The 19,788-nt window shown below is 63.5% G+C and carries 15 protein-coding genes; 5 read left to right on the forward strand and 10 right to left on the reverse strand.

The window, feature by feature from the left end; translation table 11 throughout:
- Positions 1-157 precede the first annotated feature (157 nt).
- Positions 158-3,202 carry a sensor domain-containing diguanylate cyclase gene (locus IGS61_RS20730; protein WP_230541363.1) on the forward strand — a complete coding sequence of 1,015 codons (3,045 nt, stop codon included), beginning with the start codon at positions 158-160 and terminating at the stop codon, positions 3,200-3,202.
- Here the strand turns inward: IGS61_RS20730 and IGS61_RS20735 are convergent, their stop codons facing one another.
- Complete coding sequence (locus tag IGS61_RS20735) at positions 3,203-3,577, reverse strand: hypothetical protein (RefSeq protein WP_230541364.1); 375 nt, start codon at positions 3,575-3,577, stop codon at positions 3,203-3,205.
- 211 nt (positions 3,578-3,788) lie between these two features.
- Here IGS61_RS20735 and IGS61_RS20740 point away from each other — a divergent pair, with 211 nt between their 5' ends.
- A complete protein-coding gene (locus IGS61_RS20740; RefSeq protein ID WP_230541365.1) occupies positions 3,789-4,025 on the forward strand; it encodes a hypothetical protein in 237 nt (78 codons plus the stop codon).
- Between the two features lie 90 nt (positions 4,026-4,115).
- On the opposite strand, the gene IGS61_RS20745 is transcribed toward IGS61_RS20740, so the two are convergent.
- Positions 4,116-4,751, reverse strand: a complete 636-nt coding sequence (locus tag IGS61_RS20745; RefSeq protein WP_230541366.1) for an Npun_F0296 family exosortase-dependent surface protein — start codon at positions 4,749-4,751, stop codon at positions 4,116-4,118.
- Positions 4,752-5,116: 365 nt separating this feature from the next.
- Here IGS61_RS20745 and IGS61_RS20750 point away from each other — a divergent pair, with 365 nt between their 5' ends.
- A complete protein-coding gene (locus IGS61_RS20750) occupies positions 5,117-5,629 on the forward strand; it encodes a hypothetical protein (RefSeq protein WP_230541367.1) in 513 nt (170 codons plus the stop codon).
- Between the two features lie 133 nt (positions 5,630-5,762).
- On the opposite strand, the gene IGS61_RS20755 is transcribed toward IGS61_RS20750, so the two are convergent.
- The 5 genes from IGS61_RS20755 to IGS61_RS20775 form a co-directional block, all read right to left on the reverse strand.
- On the reverse strand, positions 5,763-8,933 hold the full coding sequence (locus IGS61_RS20755; protein WP_230541368.1) for an efflux RND transporter permease subunit: 3,171 nt from the start codon (positions 8,931-8,933) through the stop codon (positions 5,763-5,765).
- 25 nt (positions 8,934-8,958) lie between these two features.
- Positions 8,959-10,164 (reverse strand): efflux RND transporter periplasmic adaptor subunit, encoded by a 1,206-nt coding sequence (locus IGS61_RS20760; RefSeq protein ID WP_230541442.1) that lies wholly within the window; start codon positions 10,162-10,164, stop codon positions 8,959-8,961.
- 10 nt (positions 10,165-10,174) lie between these two features.
- The gene (locus IGS61_RS20765) at positions 10,175-11,407 is read right to left on the reverse strand and encodes a TolC family protein (RefSeq protein ID WP_230541369.1); all 1,233 of its coding nucleotides are present in this window, start codon (positions 11,405-11,407) and stop codon (positions 10,175-10,177) included.
- A 105-nt stretch (positions 11,408-11,512) separates the two neighbouring features.
- On the reverse strand, positions 11,513-11,875 hold the full coding sequence (gene czcI / locus IGS61_RS20770; RefSeq protein ID WP_230541370.1) for a cation efflux protein, CzcI family: 363 nt from the start codon (positions 11,873-11,875) through the stop codon (positions 11,513-11,515).
- A 29-nt stretch (positions 11,876-11,904) separates the two neighbouring features.
- On the reverse strand, positions 11,905-13,452 hold the full coding sequence (locus tag IGS61_RS20775; RefSeq protein ID WP_230541371.1) for a C13 family peptidase: 1,548 nt from the start codon (positions 13,450-13,452) through the stop codon (positions 11,905-11,907).
- Positions 13,453-13,637: 185 nt separating this feature from the next.
- Between IGS61_RS20775 and IGS61_RS20780 the strand changes: the two genes are divergently transcribed.
- Positions 13,638-15,581 carry a GAF domain-containing sensor histidine kinase gene (locus IGS61_RS20780; protein ID WP_230541372.1) on the forward strand — a complete coding sequence of 648 codons (1,944 nt, stop codon included), beginning with the start codon at positions 13,638-13,640 and terminating at the stop codon, positions 15,579-15,581.
- Positions 15,582-15,836: 255 nt separating this feature from the next.
- Here the strand turns inward: IGS61_RS20780 and IGS61_RS20785 are convergent, their stop codons facing one another.
- Complete coding sequence (locus IGS61_RS20785; RefSeq protein WP_230541373.1) at positions 15,837-17,348, reverse strand: DUF3369 domain-containing protein; 1,512 nt, start codon at positions 17,346-17,348, stop codon at positions 15,837-15,839.
- Positions 17,349-17,785: 437 nt separating this feature from the next.
- Between IGS61_RS20785 and IGS61_RS20790 the strand changes: the two genes are divergently transcribed.
- Entirely contained in the window at positions 17,786-18,289 is a 504-nt protein-coding gene (locus IGS61_RS20790) for a DUF3016 domain-containing protein (protein WP_230541374.1), read from the forward strand.
- Between the two features lie 104 nt (positions 18,290-18,393).
- Here IGS61_RS20790 and IGS61_RS20795 read toward each other — a convergent pair whose 3' ends face one another.
- Complete coding sequence (locus tag IGS61_RS20795) at positions 18,394-19,179, reverse strand: substrate-binding periplasmic protein (protein ID WP_230541375.1); 786 nt, start codon at positions 19,177-19,179, stop codon at positions 18,394-18,396.
- 70 nt (positions 19,180-19,249) lie between these two features.
- A complete protein-coding gene (locus IGS61_RS20800) occupies positions 19,250-19,693 on the reverse strand; it encodes a thioesterase family protein (RefSeq protein WP_034784316.1) in 444 nt (147 codons plus the stop codon).
- Positions 19,694-19,788: the final 95 nt, after the last annotated feature.

Here is a 19,788-nt window from a genome sequence, read left to right on the forward strand (position 1 = left end):
ATTTGTGATTTTTTTCATACAATATTCAGCATTGCAAGGCTGCCCGCTGTAACGTACTATCATTCTCATCGACTACCGATGGTAATCGTGCAGCCCGCTGCCAGCCATGTTGCTGACCGTGTAGCGGTTGGATACCCGTTCTGCTTGTCAGCCTGCCATGCCTACACGCGCGTCTTCGTCGTGGTTTGCCCGGCCAGTGTCGCACTGGGTGGGACCGCGCGTATTGGCCACGCTGGTGCTGGCGCTGTGCCTGGGATTGACGTATGGCGCCTGGCGCAATGCCCGCGACGCCAGCGAACAGCAGGTGCAGGCCGATTTCGATTTCCGCGTGCGCGAACTGGTGAATAACATCGTCGGCCGCATGCAGACCTACATCCAGGTGCTGCACGGGGTGCAAGGGCTGTATGCCAGTTCGCAGGAAGTCACGCGCCGCGAATTCCACGCCTACCTGGCGGTGCAGCAGGTGGACCGCCACTTTCCCGGCATCCACGGCATCGGCTACCTGCCGCTGTTGCCCGGCGCCGCCCTGGCGCGGCACGAGGCCAGCGTGCGCGCGGAAGGCTATCCCGGCTATGCCGTGCGTCCGCAGGGGCAGCGGGCCTGGCACGCACCCATCACCTATCTGGAACCTTTGAGCGAGAGCAACCTGCTGGCGTTCGGCTATGACATCTGGTCCGAACCCGTGCGCCGCGCCGCGCTCGAGCAGGCGCGCGACACGGGCCAGGCCGCCATGACGGGCAAGATCCAACTGGTGCAGGATGGCGGCAGCGCCCAGGCGCATGGCTTCCTCGTCGTGCTGCCCGTGTATGACAATGGCTTGCTGCATGCCAGCGTGGCGCAGCGGCGCGCCGCCTTGCGCGCCTGGGTCTTTGCGCCGTTCCGCATGGGCGACCTGATGGCGGGCGTGGGCGGCGAGGGGGCGCGCCAGCTGGACCTGGAAATCTATGATGGCGCGCAACTGGCCGAGACGGCCCTGATGTATGACAGCTTGCCGGGCCCGCTATCGTTTGCCGCCTCGGACAGTCTGGTGTCGCAGCAGGAGATCAGCATCGCCGGCCATGCCTGGACCTTGCGCGTGCGCGCCCTGCCGGGCTTCGATGGCGAGCTGCTGGCGCGGCCCCGCCTGGTGGCCTTGACCGGCTTGCTGGCCAGCATCGTGCTGGCGCTGGCCGCCTGGCTGCTGGCGGCGGGCCGTGCGCGCGCGCAGGCGGCACTGGCGCGCTCGAGCGAGCTGACGGGCCAGCTGGAGCAGGGCCAGGCGAGCGTGCTGGCGATGGCCGAGGCGGCGCAGCGCAGCCAGGCCATGTTGCGCAGCATCCTCGATTCGACCATCGACGGCATTCTGGTCGACAACATCGATGGCCGCATCTTCACCTCGAACCGGCGCTTCCGCGACCTGTGGCAAGTGCCCGACGCGCTCGACTGGCAAGCCGATGGCACGGCCCTGGTGCGCCATGTGGAAAGCCAGCTGGAGCAGGCGGCGCCTTTTCTGGGCGCCCGCGCCTATGCGCCGCACGGCCACCGCGAGCGGCGCGACGTGCTGCACCTGCGCGATGGACGGGTGGTCGAGCAATATGTGCGCAGCATGCAGCTGGGCAATGAGCAGGCACGCTTGTGGACCTTCCGCGATATCAGCGAGCGCAGCCAGATGGAACGGCGCGAGCATACGCGGCGGCAAGTGCTGGAAATGCTGGCCACGGGCGCGCCGCTGGAACGCGTGCTGGAAAGCGTGGTGCTCAGCGTGCAGGCCGACCATCCCGCCATGCTGTGCAGCATCTTGCTGCTCGATGAGAGCCGCCACCGCCTGGTGCTGGGCGCCGCGCCGGGCTTGCCCGCGTTTTTCAACGTGGCCAGCCATGGGCATGACCTCGACACCTTGCAGGGCGTGCATGGCATCGCCGCGCAAGCCGTGCGCGACGGCCAGCGCGTGATCGTCGGCGACCTGCATGCCGCCGCCGCTACGCAGGAGGCGATGGAACTGGCGTGGCGGGCACAGCTGCAATCATGCTGGGCCGAGCCCGTGCGTGGCGGCTCGGGCAAGCTGCTGGGCGTGCTGATGGCGTATCACCGCCAGCCCACCTTGCCGGGCGCGGCGCATCTGGCGCGGCTCAGCGAGGCGGCGCACCTGGCCGGCATGGCCATCGAACAGGCGCAGGTGGCGCTGGCCCTGCGCGCCGGCGAAGCCCGCTTCCGCAGTCTGTATGACCATGCGCCCGTGGCCTTGTGGGAACAGGACTGGTCGGCCGTGCGCGCCGCGCTCGATACGCTTGAGCAAGGGGGCGTGCGCGACCTGGGGGCGTACTTCCAGGCCAATCCTGCTGCGCTGCAGCAACTGGCGGGACTGGTGCGCATCATCGATGCGAACGGCGCCGCGCTGGCGCAGGTGCGCGCCAACGAGGAAGACCAGCGCCGCGGCGCGCTGGGCCTGGCGCAGAATTTCGACGACAGCGCCTTGCCCCGTTTCGGCGATGCCCTGCTGGCGCTGGCTGGCGGCGCCCACCTGTACGAGTGCGAAAGCAGCTTCGTGCGCCTCGATGGCGCGGCGCGGCAAAATGAGTTGAGCTTGCTGGTGATGCCCGGCCATGCGGACAGCCTGGACTTCATCATGGTTTCCTCGCTCGATATCACCGAGCGCAAGCGCATGAATGCGGAACTGCTGCAACTGGCCACCACCGATTTCCTCACCGGCTTGCCGAACCGCCGTCACTTCATGGCGGCGCTGGAAAACGAGCATGCCCGGCTGCAGCGCGAACTGGCCAGCTGCGCCAGCGTGCTGATGCTCGACATCGATCACTTCAAGCGCGTCAACGACGAGTACGGCCACGCCGTGGGTGATGCCGTGCTGCGCCACCTGGGTGCGCTGATGTGCCAGGCGCTGCGCAAGGTCGACGTGCCGGGTCGCGTGGGCGGCGAGGAATTCGCCATCTTGCTGCCGGGCACGGATCTGCCGGCGGCGGCCGTGTTTGCCGAACGGCTGCGCCGGCGCGTGGCGGAAAGTTCCTTGACCACCGATGGCGGCATCCTGATCACCATCACGGTGAGCATCGGCATGGCCGCCATGGCCGGCACGGATGCCGATTGCGATGCCGTGCTGGCGCGTGCCGACGAAGCGCTGTACCGGGCCAAGCGTGGCGGGCGCAACCGCATCGAGCAGAATGACGGCGGCGGCGACGGCGTGCTCAGCAAGTTCATGGCGCAGTGATTACAGGCTGTGCTGACGCGCTTGCGCCTGCTTGCGGTTGCGGCTGACGATCAGCCAGACGATGGCGACGGGTATCAGCAGCGGCAGCAGCACGGGCGTGCTCAAGGCCAGCGCCAGCACCACGCACAAGGCCACCACGGCCACCAGCACCACGCCCACGCCGGCCAGCACGACGCCCGTGACGACGGCGGCGCACACCAGCGCGATGGCGGCGATCAGCAGGCCGCCGCCGGCAAACACCAGACCGAACAGCCATTCCAGCGGACCGTCGATATCGTCGCCGTGGAACTGCATGTGCATGTCGCTGCCGGCTATCTTGTCGAGGAACAGGCAGGCGAGCATGACGATGAGGACGAAGGTGAGCAATTTTTTCATGATGGGCCTCTGTGGATGGGTGATGGGGTGTTGCATGCTCACACTGTAGGGGCGTGCCCCGCTGGCCGCCAGCGGCGTGCGACAGGCGGTCATTTTCACGGTATGGAAGGTCTGCACGGGCAGGAAACACTGATCTGCAACAAGATTTCTTTTCTTGTAATACGCGCAAGCCGTCCTATACTGAACACCTCAGTCTCGCAAGGAGGGCAACATGCTTTGGTTTGCAGATACCGGGGATCAATCGCTATCCCTTTCCCACCATCGAAGCACGCGCCAGCGTAGCGCCCCGCAGTCCTGTGCCGAGCCCGTCGGCGCGCCATCGGCGATACCGCCGATCATCATCAACCCATTCAATTACCATGCGCCGCTGCCGGCCATCGATCCGCGCTGGGTACCGCCCGGCCCGCCGCTGACCTGGCCCAACCGGCCTGCCATGTCCATGTGCTGAAGCCCGCGCCGTCGCTGTGCGATGGTTGCCGTAAAAAAAGCCCGCGTTGCGGGCTTTGGCTTGATCACGGCATGTCTTGGACGACGCTTGCTACGACGCTTTGCGGCGCAGCATGAAACCCAGCAAGCCCAGGCCCGCCAGCAGCATGGCATAGGTTTCCGGTTCCGGCACGGCGGCGATGAAGGCGTGGTTGTCCGTCTCGAAGGCATTCGAGCTGGAGTGGAAGGCCACCGAGGTGATTTTTTCCCCCTCGCCGGCGAAGGCGTTTACGTACATGCCCACCGATTGATTGCCATCGGGCAAGTTGCCGGCCAGGCTGGCCAGTTCCGTGCCCGTCAGGGTGGTGCTGCTCTGGTCGGCAAAGGTGTACGTCACGCTGTTGTAGCCGTCTGGCGAACCCATGTAGAAGCCGAAATAGCTGAGGCCGCTGGCGAAACTGGCCGTCACGAGCGGGTGCTGGTCGGACGAAATGCCCACGGACAAATACATGCTCGTGTCGCCGGGAGGGGCGGCATGGTTGCCGTCCGTGCCCGTGAACAGGGCGCCGTCGATGTAGTTGGCTGGCAAGATCCCGCTGTTGAAATCGATCGTGGTGGCGCCTGCAACCGACGTCACCAGGCCTTCACCGGCCAGTGCCGTGCCGCCGGCCGTGAAGGTGGGTAGGGCGCTGGCGCTGCCGGCGGCCGCAGCGAGCGTCGCCAAGGCCAGAGTGGACAAGATTTTCATGGTGGTTCCCTCGAATGTATATGGTGTGCACAGCTATTTTTATCAGGAAAGACGAAAGTGCCCGGCGTGACGAAGCAGTGCGGCGTGCAGGGGCGAGGGACGTCGCATGGTCAAGGAGTTACTTGAGGCCAAGCATTACTACGTGCAATATTTAAATACAAAAAACACAATTCAGATTGCAAAATAATAATAGTATTGCTTGAGAAATATCAAAGCCCAATTGCTAGAATAAAGCTACTAAATTGATAGCTTGTCTTCTTGCCGGGATCGACTACGGCGGGCCGCGTCTTACCTTGCGGCAAGGCGGCACGGGTGGGCATTTTCGACTATCATGCTAGCCCCGACCTTCCATCACGAGCACCGCCATGAGTACCGATTTTCCCGATTTTTCCGATGAATCCGCCGAGCCGGACAATGACGCCCCGATCCAGGAGCCGCGCCTGTGGGTAGGCAATGGCTGGACGGCGCGCGTGATCAAGAATGAGGAAGATGAGGGCTGGGCCGTGGCCATGATCAAGGATGGCGAGCCGGAGCCGGCCCTCGTGGGCCCGTGGACCATGGGCCGCGACAAGAAAAACCCGAAGCCGCTCGACGTCAACGCCTTCAATACCCTGGTCAAGACGGCGTCCGAGGTGCTGCGCCGCCACGAGCAGCAGCTGCATGCGCAACTGCACAAGAATGTGTTCGTCGCCACCGAGGAGGGGCAGATCAAGGTGATGTTCGACATCGTGCCCGACGAAGACCACCCGTACGCGGAATTGAGCGCCTACGACGCCGACGGCGAACAGATCGCCAAGGTGCGCACCTCGGCCGCCTTCAAGTTCAACGCGACGTCCGCCGCGAACTGGATCGAAGGCGGCTACCGCCGGCCAGGCTAGCAAAATCTACTGCGCGGCACGCTTTGCGGCCTCCGATGCTCGCTGTACTTAAGTACAGCTGCGCTTCTCAGCCACAAGGGGGCGCCGAGCCTCGAAGCCGCTCGCTACGATTTTGCTACGCCTGGTTCCAGGATTACACCGCCGCGCCTTCGGGCGCGGCCTGCATTTCCACCTCGTCTTCCTTACGGTAAGCCAGCCGGTACAGCAGCGGCAGTACCAGCAGGGTCAGGGCCGTCGACGATAAAATGCCGCCGATCACCACGGTGGCCAGCGGACGCTGCACTTCGGCGCCCGTGCCCGTGGCAATGGCCATCGGCACGAAACCGAGCGACGCCACCAGCGCCGTCATCAGGACGGGCCGCAGACGCGTGATCGCTCCCTCGCGTATCGCCTCCTGCAAGGGCATGCCCTGTTCCCGCAACTGGCGGATGTAGGCGATCATCACCAGACCGTTCAGCACGGCCACGCCGGACAGGGCGATGAAGCCCACGGCCGCCGAGATCGACATGGGAATGTCGCGCAGCCACAGGGCGACGATGCCGCCCGTCAAGGCGAACGGGATGCCGCTGAAGACCAATAAGCCATCCTTGACGTTGCCGAACATGGCGAACAGCAACACAAACACGAGGGCCAGCGCCACGGGCACCACCAGTTCCAGGCGTTTCGTGGCCGACTGCAGCTGCTCGAACTGGCCGCCCCAGCTGGTCCAGTAGCCGGCCGGAATGGCCACCTGCGATTGCAACTGCTGCGTGGCGTCGGCCACGAACGAGCCGATATCGCGCCCGCGCACGTTGGCGCTGATGACGATGCGGCGCTTGCCGTCTTCGCGGCTGATCTGGTTCGGCCCCGGCGCCACTTGCAGGCTGGCCACTTCGCCGAGCGGGATGAAGCGCGCGCGGCCTTCCGCCGCCGCGCCCAGGGGCAGGGCGATGGGCAGGCGTTTCAACTGCTCCAGGTCGCTGCGCAGGCTGTCGGGCAGGCGCACGACGATGTCGAAGCGGCGATCGCCCTGGAACAGGGTGCCCGCCTCTTGCCCGCCGATGGCCGTGGCAATCGCCGCTTGCACGTCGGCAATGTTGAGGCCATAGCGGGCCGTCTGCTCGCGGTCGATCTGCACCGTCAGCATCGGCAGCCCCGTCGTCTGCTCGACTTTTACCTCTGTCGCGCCCGGTATCTTGCCCAGTACGCCGGCGATCTTCGCCGCCGTGCTGTCGAGGACGGCCATGTCATCGCCGAACAGTTTCACGGCCACGTCGCTGCGCACGCCGGAAATCAGTTCATTGAAGCGCAGCTGGATCGGTTGCGAAAACTCGTAATTGTTGCCCGGCAAACTGGTGGCCGTCGCTTCGATTTCCGCCAGCAATTGCTCGCGCGACTTCTTCGGTTCTGGCCACTCGCTGCGGGGTTTCAGCATGATGTAACCATCGGAAATATTCGGCGGCATGGGGTCAGAGGCGATCTCGGCCGTTCCCGTGCGGGCGAAGACGCGCGCGATTTCCTTGTGGTTTGCCATCAGCTTGCTTTCCAGCTGCTGCTGCATGGCCAGCGATTGCGTCAAGCTGGTGCCGGGGATGCGCAAGGCCTGGATGGCGATGTCGCCCTCGTTCAGGCTGGGCACGAATTCGCTGCCCATGCGCGTGGCCAGCAAGCCCGACAGCACGACGGCCACCGCCGCGCCCGTCAGCACGACGGGCGTGTTGCGCATCACCTTGTCCAGCAGCGGCGCGTACCAGCGCTTGGCCGCGCGCATGATGGCGTTTTCCTTCTCCGCTACCTTGTCGCCGATAAACAGCGCCACGGCGGCCGGGATGAAGGTGATCGACAGCAGCATGGCACCGAGCAAGGCAATCACTACCGTCAGGGCCATCGGCGTAAACATGCGGCCTTCCACGCCCGTCAGCGCGAAGATGGGCAGGTACACGACCATGATGATCAGCTGACCATACAGCAAGGGCCGGCGCGCTTCTTGCGATGCCGCAAACACTTCGTGAAAACGCTCTTGCAAGGTCAAGGGGCGCCCGAGTTTTTGCTGCGCATGGGCCAGGCGGCGCACGCAGTTTTCCACGATCACCACGGCGCCATCGATGATGATGCCGAAGTCGAGCGCCCCCAGACTCATCAGGTTGGCGCTCACATGGTATTGCACCATGCCCGTAAACGTGAACAGCATGGCCAGCGGTATCACCATGGCCGTGATGACGGCCGCGCGGATATTGCCGAGGAACAAAAACAAAATGGCGATCACCAGTACCGCGCCTTCGAGCAGGTTTTTCTTCACTGTATTAATCGCCTTGTCGACCAGCACCGTGCGGTCATATACGGTGACGGCGTGCACGCCTTTCGGCAGGCTGCGGTTGATTTCGATCATCTTTTTATCGACGGCTTGCGACACGGCGCGGCTGTTTTGTCCGATCAGCATGAAGACGGTGCCCAGCACCACTTCGCGGCCGTTTTCCGTGGCCGCGCCCGTGCGCAGCTCGCGCCCCAGCACCACGTCGGCCACGTCGCGGATGCGGATGGCCACGCCCTGCACATTGGCGACGACGATGTTGCCGATGTCATCCTTGGACGCCACCTGGCCCGGCGCGCGTATCAGCAGTTGCTCGCCCTGCCGTTCGATGTAGCCGGCGCCCACGTTGCTGTTGTTGCGCTCGAGCGCCGTCACCACGTCTTGCAGGCTGATGCCGTAGGCGGCCAGTTTTTCCGGGTACGGCGCCACCTGGTATTGCTTGGCGTAGCCGCCGATGGCATTGATTTCCGTGACGCCCGTGACGTTGCGCAACTGCGGCTTGATGATCCAGTCCTGGATTTCGCGCAAGTCCGTCGGCGTGTACGGCGTGCCGTCCGGCTTTTTCGCGCCGTCCTGCGTTTCCACCGTCCACAGATAGATTTCACCGAGTCCCGTGGAGACGGGCCCCATCTTCGGCGTGATGCCGGCCGGTAAGCTTTCCTTCGCTTCCTGCAGGCGCTCGTTGATCATCTGGCGGGCAAAATAGATGTCCGTGCCATCCTTGAAGATCACGGTCACTTGCGACAGGCCATAGCGCGACAGCGAGCGCGTCTGTTCCAGGTTCGGCAAGCCGGCCATGGCCGTTTCGATGGGGAAAGTGACCCTTTGCTCGGTTTCCAGCGGCGAATAGCCGGCGGACTGGGTATTGATTTGCACCTGCACGTTGGTAATGTCGGGCACGGCGTCGATGGGCAGCTTTTGATAGCTGTAGATGCCCAGGCCGGCCATCGCGGCCACGGCCAGCATCACCAGCCAGCGCTGGTCGATGGCGAAGCGGATCAAGCGTTCAAACATGATGGTTTCCTTAGCTTTGACGTGATCAATGTTCGTGGCCGGCGGAGTCTTTGCCCAGCTCGGACTTCAGGACAAAACTGCCTTGCGCCGCGTACGGCGTGCCGGCGGCCAGGCCCTGCTTGATGTGCGTCAATGTGCCATCGCTGCGCCCCAGCACCACGGGCGTGGCCTGGTAGCCATCTTTGATTTGCACGAAGACGACGGGCTTGTCTTCCACCGTCTGGATGGCCGTGCTGTGCACGGTGACGGGCGCGTCCGCTTCGCCGGACACCACTTCCACGCTGACGAACAGGCCCGGGCGCCAGGCCATGTCGGGATTCTGCAAGCTGATGCGAGCTTTCGCCGTGCGTGTCTGCTCGCCCAGCAGCGCGCCCACATAGGTGATCGTGCCTTGCGCGCTGGCGTCAAACGCGCTGGCTTTCACCTCCGCCTTGCCTCCCATGCGCACGGTGGCCAGGTCTTTCGCCGGCACGGCGATTTCCGCCCACACGGTCGACAGGTCGGAAATGACGAAGATGTTCGCGTCTTCCTTGACGGCTTCGCCCAGGGTGATGTGTTTTTCCAGCACCATGCCGTCGAACGGCGCGCGGATCTCGTAGCGGTTCAGCGGCCCCTTGGCAGCGCCGCTGGCACCCAGCGCGCTGAGCTTTTGCTGCGCGTTCTGCACGGCGATTTCCGCCTCGCGCCACGCTTGCTGGGCCTGCAGATAATCTTGCTCCGCCGAAATTTTCTCGCGCCACAGTTTTTCTTCGCGCTCATACGTGGAGCGGGCCAGCGATAGCCGCCGCTGCGCCGACAGCAGTGCGCTGCGCTGTTCCGACAGTTCCGTGCTGGCAATGACGGCCAGCACTTGCCCCTTTTTCACCAGCTGGCCCAGGTCGGCCTGCACGGCTTCCACCACGCCGGCCAGGCGGGGCACGACGTGGGCCGTGCGGTCTTCGTTGAAACGGATTTCGCCGGGCAGGGCGACGGTGGTCTTGATGCGCCCGGGCGCGGCCGTGGCGATGACGACGCCGGCTGCCTTGCCTTGCGCAGCCGTCAATTCCAGCCGGCCTTCCACTTCCTCGTGGCCGTGTTCGTCTTTCTTTTCAGCATGGGCTTCCACCTTGGCGGCGGCGGGCGGCGCGGTCTTGGAATTGCCCGTGCCGAGGATGAGGATGGCCAGCACGATGCCGGCGGCCGCGATGGCGCCGATGGCGATCGCCTGTTTCTTGTCGAGTTTGATATTCATCATGGATTCCTTACAGGGGAGCAGGGGCGCCCAGCAGGCGCTCGATCTCGGCGGCGGCGTGCTGCGCTTCCGTCAGCGCGCGCAGGTATTGGTTTTTGGCTTGCAGCAAGGTGCGCTGGGCATCGAGCACGTCGAGGAAGGCGAACTTGCCGAACTCAAAGCCCTTGCTGGCCGCGTCGTAGGCGCTTTGGGCGCCGGGCAATATGTCCTGGCGCAAGCTTTCCACGTCGAGTCGGGCCGTGGCCAGCCGTTCGCTGGCGGCGGCGACAGCCGTCTGCACGGCGATGCGGGCGGCGGCCAGCTCGTCGCTGGCCTTGTCGCTGCGGCGCAGGGCGTCGAGCTTGTTGCCCGCATTGCGGTCGAACAGGGGCAGCGGCAGGGCCAGGCCGATGATGGCCTGGTTGCGGCCCAGCTCTTCCGAGCGCTTCATGCCGATGCTGAGCGTGACGTCGGGCGTGGCGCGCCGCTGTTCCACGTCCAGCATGGCTTGCCGCTGGGCCAGCGCGCTGCGGGCCTGGCGCACGGCCGGGGCTTGCTCCAGCCGTGCCGCCAGTTCGCTGGCCGGGGGCAGCTCGGGCAAAGTTTCCAGGCGTCCCTCTGCCACGCTAAAGCGGGGCGCGGCATTGCCCCACAGGGCGGCCAGGCGCTTGCGGGCGCTGGCCAGGGTGCTGCGGGCCAGGTTCAGCTCCAGCCGCACGCTCGCTTCGGCCACGCGGGCGCGCGTTTCCTCGACAGGGGAGGCCTTGCCGGCCGTCACCCGGCGCGCCGTGATGTCGCTGGCGCGCGCGGCCAGCGCTTGCGCGCTGTCAGCCAGGCGCAAGCCTTCCTGCGCCGCCAGCACGTCGACAAAGGCGGACGTGACTTGCGCGCGCGTGTCGGCTTGCTGCAGTGCAAGGCCCGCTTGCGCCACGTCTTCGCCGCGCTGGGCGACGGCGGTGCGCGCGCCCCGCTTGCCGCCCAGTTCGATCAACTGGTTCAGCTGCACGGTGGTGCTGCGCGTGGCGCGCCGCGTGTCTTCCAGCACGGTTTGCAGTTCCGGATTGGGCAGGGCGCGCGCCTGCTGCAGGGCGCCGCCCTGAGCCGCCAGTTCATGGCGGGCGGCCGACAAGGTGGCGTTGCCGCCTTCGGCCAGCAGCAGGGCGGCAGGCAGGGTCAGGGGCGCGGCGGGTTCTTCAGGTGTTTGCGCGTGCGCAAAGTTGCCGGCCAGCAGGCCAGCGGAAAATAACAAGATGATTCGGTACATCGAATTCTCCAGGGAATGGAAAAAGAATTCGACGGGACGCGCAGGCTGGCGCCTGCTTTAGTCAGGCCCGCATATTGCGATCAGTGAAAGTAACGTCCCGTCGGCCTAGGTGGCCGACGACCAGTCAGGGCGCTTGGGAGCGTCCGGGATGTGGGACGCGTAAAAGAAGGGGGACGTGTCCGCATTGACGGAAGTCATGTCGCCGACGGGCAGGCTGGAGCCGGCCGGCAGCCATGCGTGGCCGATGCCGTGGCAGACGTTGCAGTCGCTGTGCGGCTGGCCTTTTTTCTGCTGCTCAGCTTTATCGCCGGCGGGTTTTTTGTCCGCATCGGCCTTGTGCTGGTGGCTGTGATGGCCCAGGTGCTGGGCCGCCTTGCCTTCCTCGTGCAGGCAATACGCGCTCGCCGCGGCCCAGGACATCTGGAGCGGAAGCACGAACAGCAGCAAAATGAGGAAGAATTTACGCATGGTGATGGCTATTGTACAGAAAGTAGCGCTTAGCGTGGCTGGGCGCGCCACGCCTTCAACTGCGCTGCAATCGCCTTGCCCTGGAATAGCTGCGGTTCGGAATGCTCTTCCGCCTCCATGCCGCCTTCGAGGAAATCGGCCTCCTCGCGCGCCTGCACCAGCACCTTGGCCTTGTCGAAGGCCTCGGCAAAGCCGGTACTCTTGGGCAAGGCTTCCTTGAAATACGCTTCGCTGAAATACGTAAAATCGTTCTGGTCGTCGCAGCCGAACGAGGTGCGGTCGCTGCGCGCGGCCGTGATGATGAGGGTATTGTCATCTTTTAAAGGCGCAATGAAGCCGCCCGCATAGCAGGCCGAGATCACGATGACCTTCCAGCGGATGCCGCTGTGCTTGAGCATGGTGGCCAGCTCTTGCGCGGGCAGGCTGTGCAAGTCCATGCCGTTTTGCGCCAGCGCCAGTTCGTGCTCGGGCGAGCCGTGGCTGGTGAGAAATAAAAACAGGATGTCGTTCTGCTTGTCCATCTTTGTACCGAGGCTGTCGAGGCTGGCGCGCAGGCTGGTCAAGGTCGCCATCGGCTGCTGCGCCACCGTGTTGCGGCTATTGACCAGCATCAAGGAGCGGCCCACGGTGCCGTAATCGCGGTCGAACTGGCGCTGCACGAAGGCCGTTTCGCGGTGAAATACTTCCTGTGCGCCATCGCCTGCCACGCCCAGCAGGTAGAGATTGATCTTTTTCGTTGCATCGCGCGGCGCGATGCGGGCCAGGGCGCCGTCGAGCAGGGTGCGCTGGTTGTACAGGGCCAGTTCGATATTGTCGCGCGTGAGCTTGTCTGCGGCCGGGTCGTCCAGCTGGCCTTCCGTCCAGTTGCCGCTGTCTTCGCGCCGGCCGTCCGCCTGCGCCACGGCGTAGCGCAGCACGCCCTTGCCGTCGAACTGGCCATTCTTGAAGCCGCCCCGGTATTCGTCGCCGTCGGCCGTGCGCAGCACGCCTTCGCCTTCGAATTTCCAGTCTTTCAGTTCGCCTTCGTAGTGGATGCCGTCGCTGGTGGTGACTTTCGCCTTGCCCTGCACCTGGCCCTGGACGAATTCGCCTTCGAAGACGGTGCCGTCCGTGTCGGTCAGCTTGCCGGCGCCGTGCGGGCGCCAGTGCTGGAAATGGCCTTCGAAGGTGGCGCCGTCGGCGCCCTGGAAACGGCCTTGCCCCTCGAAGCTGCCGTTGACGAAGCTGCCTGTGTAAATCTCGCCCTTGGGCGAGGTGTAGCGGCCGATGCCGTCGAAGGCGCCCTGGCGGAAGGCGCCCGTGTATTCGACGCCGGACGCCTGGCGCAGCTTGCCCTGGCCGGAAAACACGCCGCGCGCGAAGCCCCCTTCGTAAAACGCGCCGCTCGCGTATTCGAGCCGGCCATGTCCATGCATCTTGCCCGCGACGAGGGGACCGAAATAGCGTCCGCCATCGGCCGTTTCCGCCGCCGGCGCCTTGGCTGGCGCGGCGCACAGCGGCGGCATGCCCAGCGCGGCAAAGGCCAGCAGGCCGGCGAGGGTGTAGGGGCGAAGCGAGGCGCGTAGCGTGGCGGTCATGAGGACGGTCTGGTCAGTAGGAAGGGGCCTAGTCTGCCACCGTATCGCCAAGGTGGCAAATGCGCGCGTGGCGTGTGTTGCTCCACCTCAAGGCAAGATTCTGCGTTTTATGCCGTGCCAAGGCGGGACTGAACTGATAATATTGATTTTCAGAACATATACTTGCACAAGGTACATAGTCACCCATGGAAAGCCGTCTCAGCCGCCTGGAAGCCGTCCAGACCGTGTTGCTGGAAATCGGGCAGCGCTCGAGCACCTGCAGCGATATCAGCGAATTCCTGCAGGCGGTGCATGCGGCGCTGGGGCGCATCATGTATGCGGCCAACTTTTACGTGGCGCTCAGCGACCGCGACGACGGCCTCGTGCGCTTTCCGTATTTTGTCGACGAATTCGACGCCGCGCCCGACCCGGACGAGGGCGTGCGCCTGGCCAGCGCCGCGCAGTCGCCCACGGCCTGGGTCATCGTCAACCGCAAGCAACTGGTGATGACGGCCGACGACGACGCCATGCGCGCCATCGGCGGCGGCGCCTGGGGCGGCGGCACGGCGGCCGAGCACTGGATCGGCTGTCCGCTGCTGGACCAGCAGCATCAGGTGCTGGGCGCCATCGTCATCCAGAGCTACGACGCGCAGCACCGCTTCAGCCTGGAAGACCAGGCCCTGTTCGCGCTGATCGCCACGCACGTGTCGAGCGCCCTGCAGGGCATGCAAAGCATGGACCGGCTGGAAAAGGCAGTGCAGGAGCGCACGGCCCTGCTGGCGCACGAGGTGGCCGAGCGCCGCCGGGCGGAAAACCTGCAGCATGCGCTGTATGAAATCGCCAACCTGTCGGCGCAGGCGGCCGACGCCACCACTCTGTATGCGCGCCTGCACGCCATCATCAGCGAGCTGGTGACGGCGAAGAATTTCCTGATCGCCCTGTACCACCCGGACAACAAGGACATCACGATTCCGTATTTCGTCGATGAAAAGGATGCGCAGGCGCCCGTAAAACGCTTTCATTACGGCATCGGCATGAGTTCCTATGTGCTGGCGCGGCGGCAAGCGTGTCTGCTCGATGCCGGCAGCTATGCGGCGCTGGTGGCCAGCGGCGAAATGGAAGAGCCGCTGGGCAATACCAGCATCGCCAGCTGGATGGGCGCGCCCATGCTGCTGGGCGACCGGAAGTATGGCGTGATCATCGTGCAAAGCTACGACGAATCCGTCGTGTATGGCCAGGCGGAACTGGACGTGCTGGCCTTCATGGCCAGCCACGTGGCCGTGGCGATGGCCCGCATCCAGGCCGACAGCGCCATGCGCCGCGCCAAGGAAGCGCTGGAAGAGCAGAACGCGGCCCTGAACAGCGCCCTGAACGCCTTGCAGGAAGCGCAGTCGGAATTGGTGCGCCAGGAAAAGCTGGCGTCCCTGGGCCGGCTGGTGGCGGGCGTGGCGCATGAAATCAATACGCCGCTGGGCATATGCGTGACGGCCACCAGCCACCTGGTGCAGGAATTGAAGCTCACGCGCGAAGACCTGGAAGGCGGCCAGCTCGATGAAGATGGCTTGCGGCAATTTTTCGACATCATCGACCAGACCTTGCGCATCATGACGACGAACACGCAGCGCGCCGCGGCGCTGGTGCGCAGCTTCAAGCAGGTGGCCGTCGACCAGTCTTCGGACGAATTGCGCAGTTTTAACTTGCGCAAATACCTCGATGAAATATTGCTTTCATTGCAACCAAAGCTCAAGGGCAAGCCCGTCAAGGTCGAGATCGATTGCGCGCCCGAGGTGCAGCTGCGCAGCTATCCGGGCGCCGTTTCGCAGATCGTCACGAACATGGTGGTCAATTCACTCGTGCATGGTTTTGTCGAAGGCGAGCCGGGCAAGATCAAGATCAGCGTGCGGACGGCAGGCGACATGCTGGAACTTGACTACAGCGACGACGGCATGGGCATGGATAGCGCCACCCTGGGCCAGCTGTTCGACCCCTTCTTCACGACCAAGCGCGGTTCCGGCGGCAGCGGCCTGGGGGCGCATATCCTGTACAACCTGGTGACGGGGCCGCTGGGTGGGACGGTGAAGGTGGTCAGTGCGCCGGGGATGGGGTTGCATTACAAGATCCGTTTCCCGCTGGAGCCGAAGAGTGCTTGAAATTTGAAACTTGAAAACGGCGGGCCGGAGACGCGGGCCTGAGAAAATGCCGATGGCGGCGTTGCGGCTCCTTGCCGTACATGCGTACTGTCTGCGTCGCCGCGCCTTGCCCTCGACATTTTTCAGGCCCGCTTGGCCCGGAATGCCCAAGTTGGGGTCTTGGGCCGCAGCGTGGTTTGCCGGTGTGCGTATCGCTTAGGGGGGCAGACCCTCAGGGTCTGACCCCGGTATTTGTTCTTGGGTTAAATCTGGAGCCTAATCCGGGAAACGTTGATTTAACGCAAGCGCTGCATCGAGGTTCGCAATCAGCAACTCCACATATTGCGGATCGAGGTGGCTGCCGCTCACTTCGCGCAAATAACTCACCACGCGCTCCAGGGGCCAGGCGTCCTTGTAGCAGCGTTTGTGCATGAGGGCGTCGAAGACGTCGGCCACGGCGGCGATGCGCGCGTATTTGTGGATGTTTTCGCCGACCAGGCCTTGCGGATAGCCGCTGCCGTCGTATTTTTCATGGTGCTGGTGGGCGATCACGGCGGCCGCCTTCAAGAGCGGGCGCTGCGAGCCGTCGAGGATGGACATGCCCACCGTCGGATGCTGCTTCATGATTTCCCATTCGGCCGCGTCGAGCTTGCCGGGTTTCAGCAGCACGGCGTCGGGCGTGGAAATCTTGCCGATGTCATGCATGGGGGCCGCGTGGCGCAGCACCATGGTTTCTTCTTCCGACATGCCGGACGCCTGCGCCAGCAGCTGGCACACTTCGGCCATGCGGCGCACGTGGTTGCCGCCCTCGTGCGAGCGCGATTCGACCACGTCGCCCAGGCGCAGGATCAGCTCGGCCTGGGTATCGGTGATTTCCTGCGTCAGCAGGATGTTGTCGAAGGCGATGGCCACGCCCGAGCAGAACACTTCCAGCAGCTGCGCGTCGAGGTCGGAAATCTCTTCCACGCCCTTCAATACCAGCAAGGATGCCTTGCCGCTGCTGTTCGGGAAATAGCCGACATAGGTGTCGCCATGCAGGCGAGAAATCTTGTTGCTCTTGGCGTGATCGAGCTGCGACAGCAGGGAAGGGCTGAGCATGCCGCCGTCGGCGTCCAGGTCGCCGATCTGCGCGAGGATTTCATAGTCCTGCTCGCCCGTGATGGCGCTGGCGCCGCGCAGGCGCAGCAGCATGCTTGTTTCCAGGCGCAGCAGGGCGACGACTTGCTGCAGCAGGCCGCTGGCGAAGTCGCGCAGGTTGCGCTGCTTGAAAATGTGCGCCGAGGCGGCGATGACGCGCTCCAGGCCTTCGCGGTAGTGGAGCTGGGCCTGGCGCGCCTCTTCCACCTTCATGATGTCGCGGTAGGCGCGCAGGGCGGCAAAGGTGGTGGTGAACAGCTTGGTGCGGTCCAGTTCCGTCTTTTCCTTGTAGTCGTTGATGTCGTAGTTGACGATCACGCGCTCTTCCGGCGCCTGGCCCGGCTGGCCCGTGCGCAGCACGATGCGCGTAAACTGGTTGCCCAGGTCTTCGCGCATCCAGCGCGCCACTTCCAGGCCGCTGTCTTCGCGTTCCATCACCACGTCGAGAAACACCAGCGCGATGCCATCTTCGCGCGCCAGCACCTGCTTGGCCTCGGCGCCGCTATACGCGTGCACGAAGCTCAGGGCGCGGCCTTCGAGGCGGAAACGGCTCAGCGTCAGTTTGGTGATGTCGTGGATGTCGGGTTCATCATCGACGAGCAGGACTTTCCAGGGAGGTAACTTGGGCGATGCTGAAGACAAAAATGACATAGGGGCGAGTTCCGCTAAAAGGCATAACTGACGCAATGCTGAAACGCCCGCGCCAGGAATTCCTGTGCGCCACTACCGGCGTTGCGCGTTTTTCGGGCGCATTTTGTCGATTGTAGACCGACAGCTAAGTATTAACAATAAGCAAGAACAATTGACTAAAATCATGCAACATAAATGTCAAAAAGATATTTTAAATTTATGTTGGCAACATCATCCATACTTTATCGCTTAGGCAACTATATTTTCAAGACAATACTTTGTTTTAATTAATATTGCCAATGAATCTGTAAAAAAAGTCTGTGGGCGAACCCCCTGTTCGTTACGCGGTGCAAGAAAAGTAACAATGTATTAGTTTCCCTTTAGAATGAAACGCATCGCGCTATATTAGAACGTAAAAAGTGGCCCGAGCGCCATCAACATTCTTGAAAGGACTCATCATGAAAACGAAAACGACGCGTACCTTCATTGCTGGTCTGGCCTTGCTGGCGAGCAGTGCCGCCTGGGCGGGCACGGAAGTCCATTTCACCAAGCCGGAACAATTCACGGACTTGTCTTTCGATCAGACGGAGCGTGACAAGGTGCTCAAGGACCTGGCTGCGCATTTCGAGAAATTGGGCGAGTCGCTCAAGCCTGGACTGAACCTGAAGATCGACGTGACGGACCTGGACATGGCTGGCCGTGAAAATCCCGCCATGCGCTCCCTGCAGGATTTCCGCGTGATGACCGGCCAGGCCGATTGGCCGCGCATGCGCCTGCATTATGTGCTGGAGCAGGATGGCAAGGTCATCGGCAGCGCCGACGCTGCCCTGTCCGATATGTCCTATCTGACGCGCATCAACCGTTATTCCAGCGGCGACAAGCTGCGCTACGAGAAACAGATGATCGATGACTGGTTCTCGGGCACGTTCGCCACGCAAGTGAAGCGTCCGGCACGCAAATAAGCATGCCAGCCGGGAGGGCGGCCGGCGATCCCGGCCCATTCCGGGCGCGGCAAGTCCGCCATGACCTTGCCGCCGCGCGAAGTGCAGGTAAGCAAAGCAGGTAATCAGCGCAAATAAGCCTGTTCGATGCGCGCCAGCTGGCCGTTCTGGCGCAGCGCCAGAATGGCGGCATTCATCTTCTCAATGAAATCGGCCTTGTAGGCGGGCGTATTGCGCGCGCTGTAGGCGATATAGGTGGCTTCGGACGACAGTTCCAGCACTTCGTGCAATTCAAAGCCGTAGCTGTCCAGTTCGCCTTGCAGCTGGCGCGCCGTGTGGCGTGCCGCGCCGCGGTCGCTGGCGTAGCAATCGATGCGCCGCAAGGCCAGTTTTTTCAGATTGGCTTCATTGCCCTTGACCGCTTCCAGGCGCAGCAGTCCTTCGCGGGCCGGCGCCATCAATTTTTCCGAGAGCAAGAACCCCGTGTTGACGCCGATGGTCAGGCCGACAAAGTCGGCGGGAAAGCGCGTGCGCGGCGTGCGCATGACGGCGTCATGGCAAAACAGCACCACCGATTCGCGGTGCAGCATGGCCGAGTACGGTTGCACGTACGGCCGTTCCGTTTTGCGTCCGGGTGGAAACAGGCCGAAAACCTGGCCCTTTTCCAGCGCATCGAGCCCCCGTTTCCAGGGGCGCGGCTGCAATTCCAGCCGGTAACCGGGCATCGAACTGGCCGCCAGGCGCAGGATATCGATGTACATGCCCTTGAAGACGCCGTTTTCCACATAGCTGTACGGCGCATAGTCGTCGTCGCCGTACAGGATGACGGTTTGCGGCGCGGCCAGGACGGCCTGCCACACGCCCAGCAACGCCAGGGCCAGGCACAGTCTTGCCGTTATCGCTGATTGCATGCCGCTCCAGGTTTAATGTCTTCCTGGCAAGCATACAGCATGGCGGCAAGCGACCCGCTTAATTTTCCCTTTAATCGATCCAGTTCACCTGGGGGAACTTGCTGCCGAAATCTTCCGCCATGGGCACGACCTGGCTGAGCTTATAGTTGAAAAACACAAAACCGGACTTGGCCATGGCGATCAGGGTGTTGTCGCGGGGGCGCGTGATGCGGAAGGTGATGTCGCCGCCATACTTGTTGAAATCCATGACGCCCACTTCGAACAGCAACTGGTCGCGCGCATGGGCTTCGGCGCGGTAGGTGGTGGCCAGGTCGGTGACGATGATGCCGGTACCGTCCGCTTCGATGTCGCGCACGCCATATTCGAACAGGAAGCGGGCGCGCGCCTCGGAAATCATGGAAATCATGGAATCGTTGCCGAGATGGTTGCCGGCGTTGATGTCCGTCGTGCGTACCGTCAGTTGCGAGGAATAGCAGTACTGGTCTTCAGGAAATTCAAGTTTCAAACGGGCCATGGTGTTCTCTTGGGCTGGGGCGCAGGGGCGCGGCGAAAATTCAATTCTAGCCGGTTCCCCGCGACCCGTCGAAAAACGCTCCCAGCCGTGCGCCG

Source organism: Janthinobacterium sp. FW305-129, from assembly GCF_020858115.1.
Classification (GTDB): domain Bacteria; phylum Pseudomonadota; class Gammaproteobacteria; order Burkholderiales; family Burkholderiaceae_D; genus Janthinobacterium.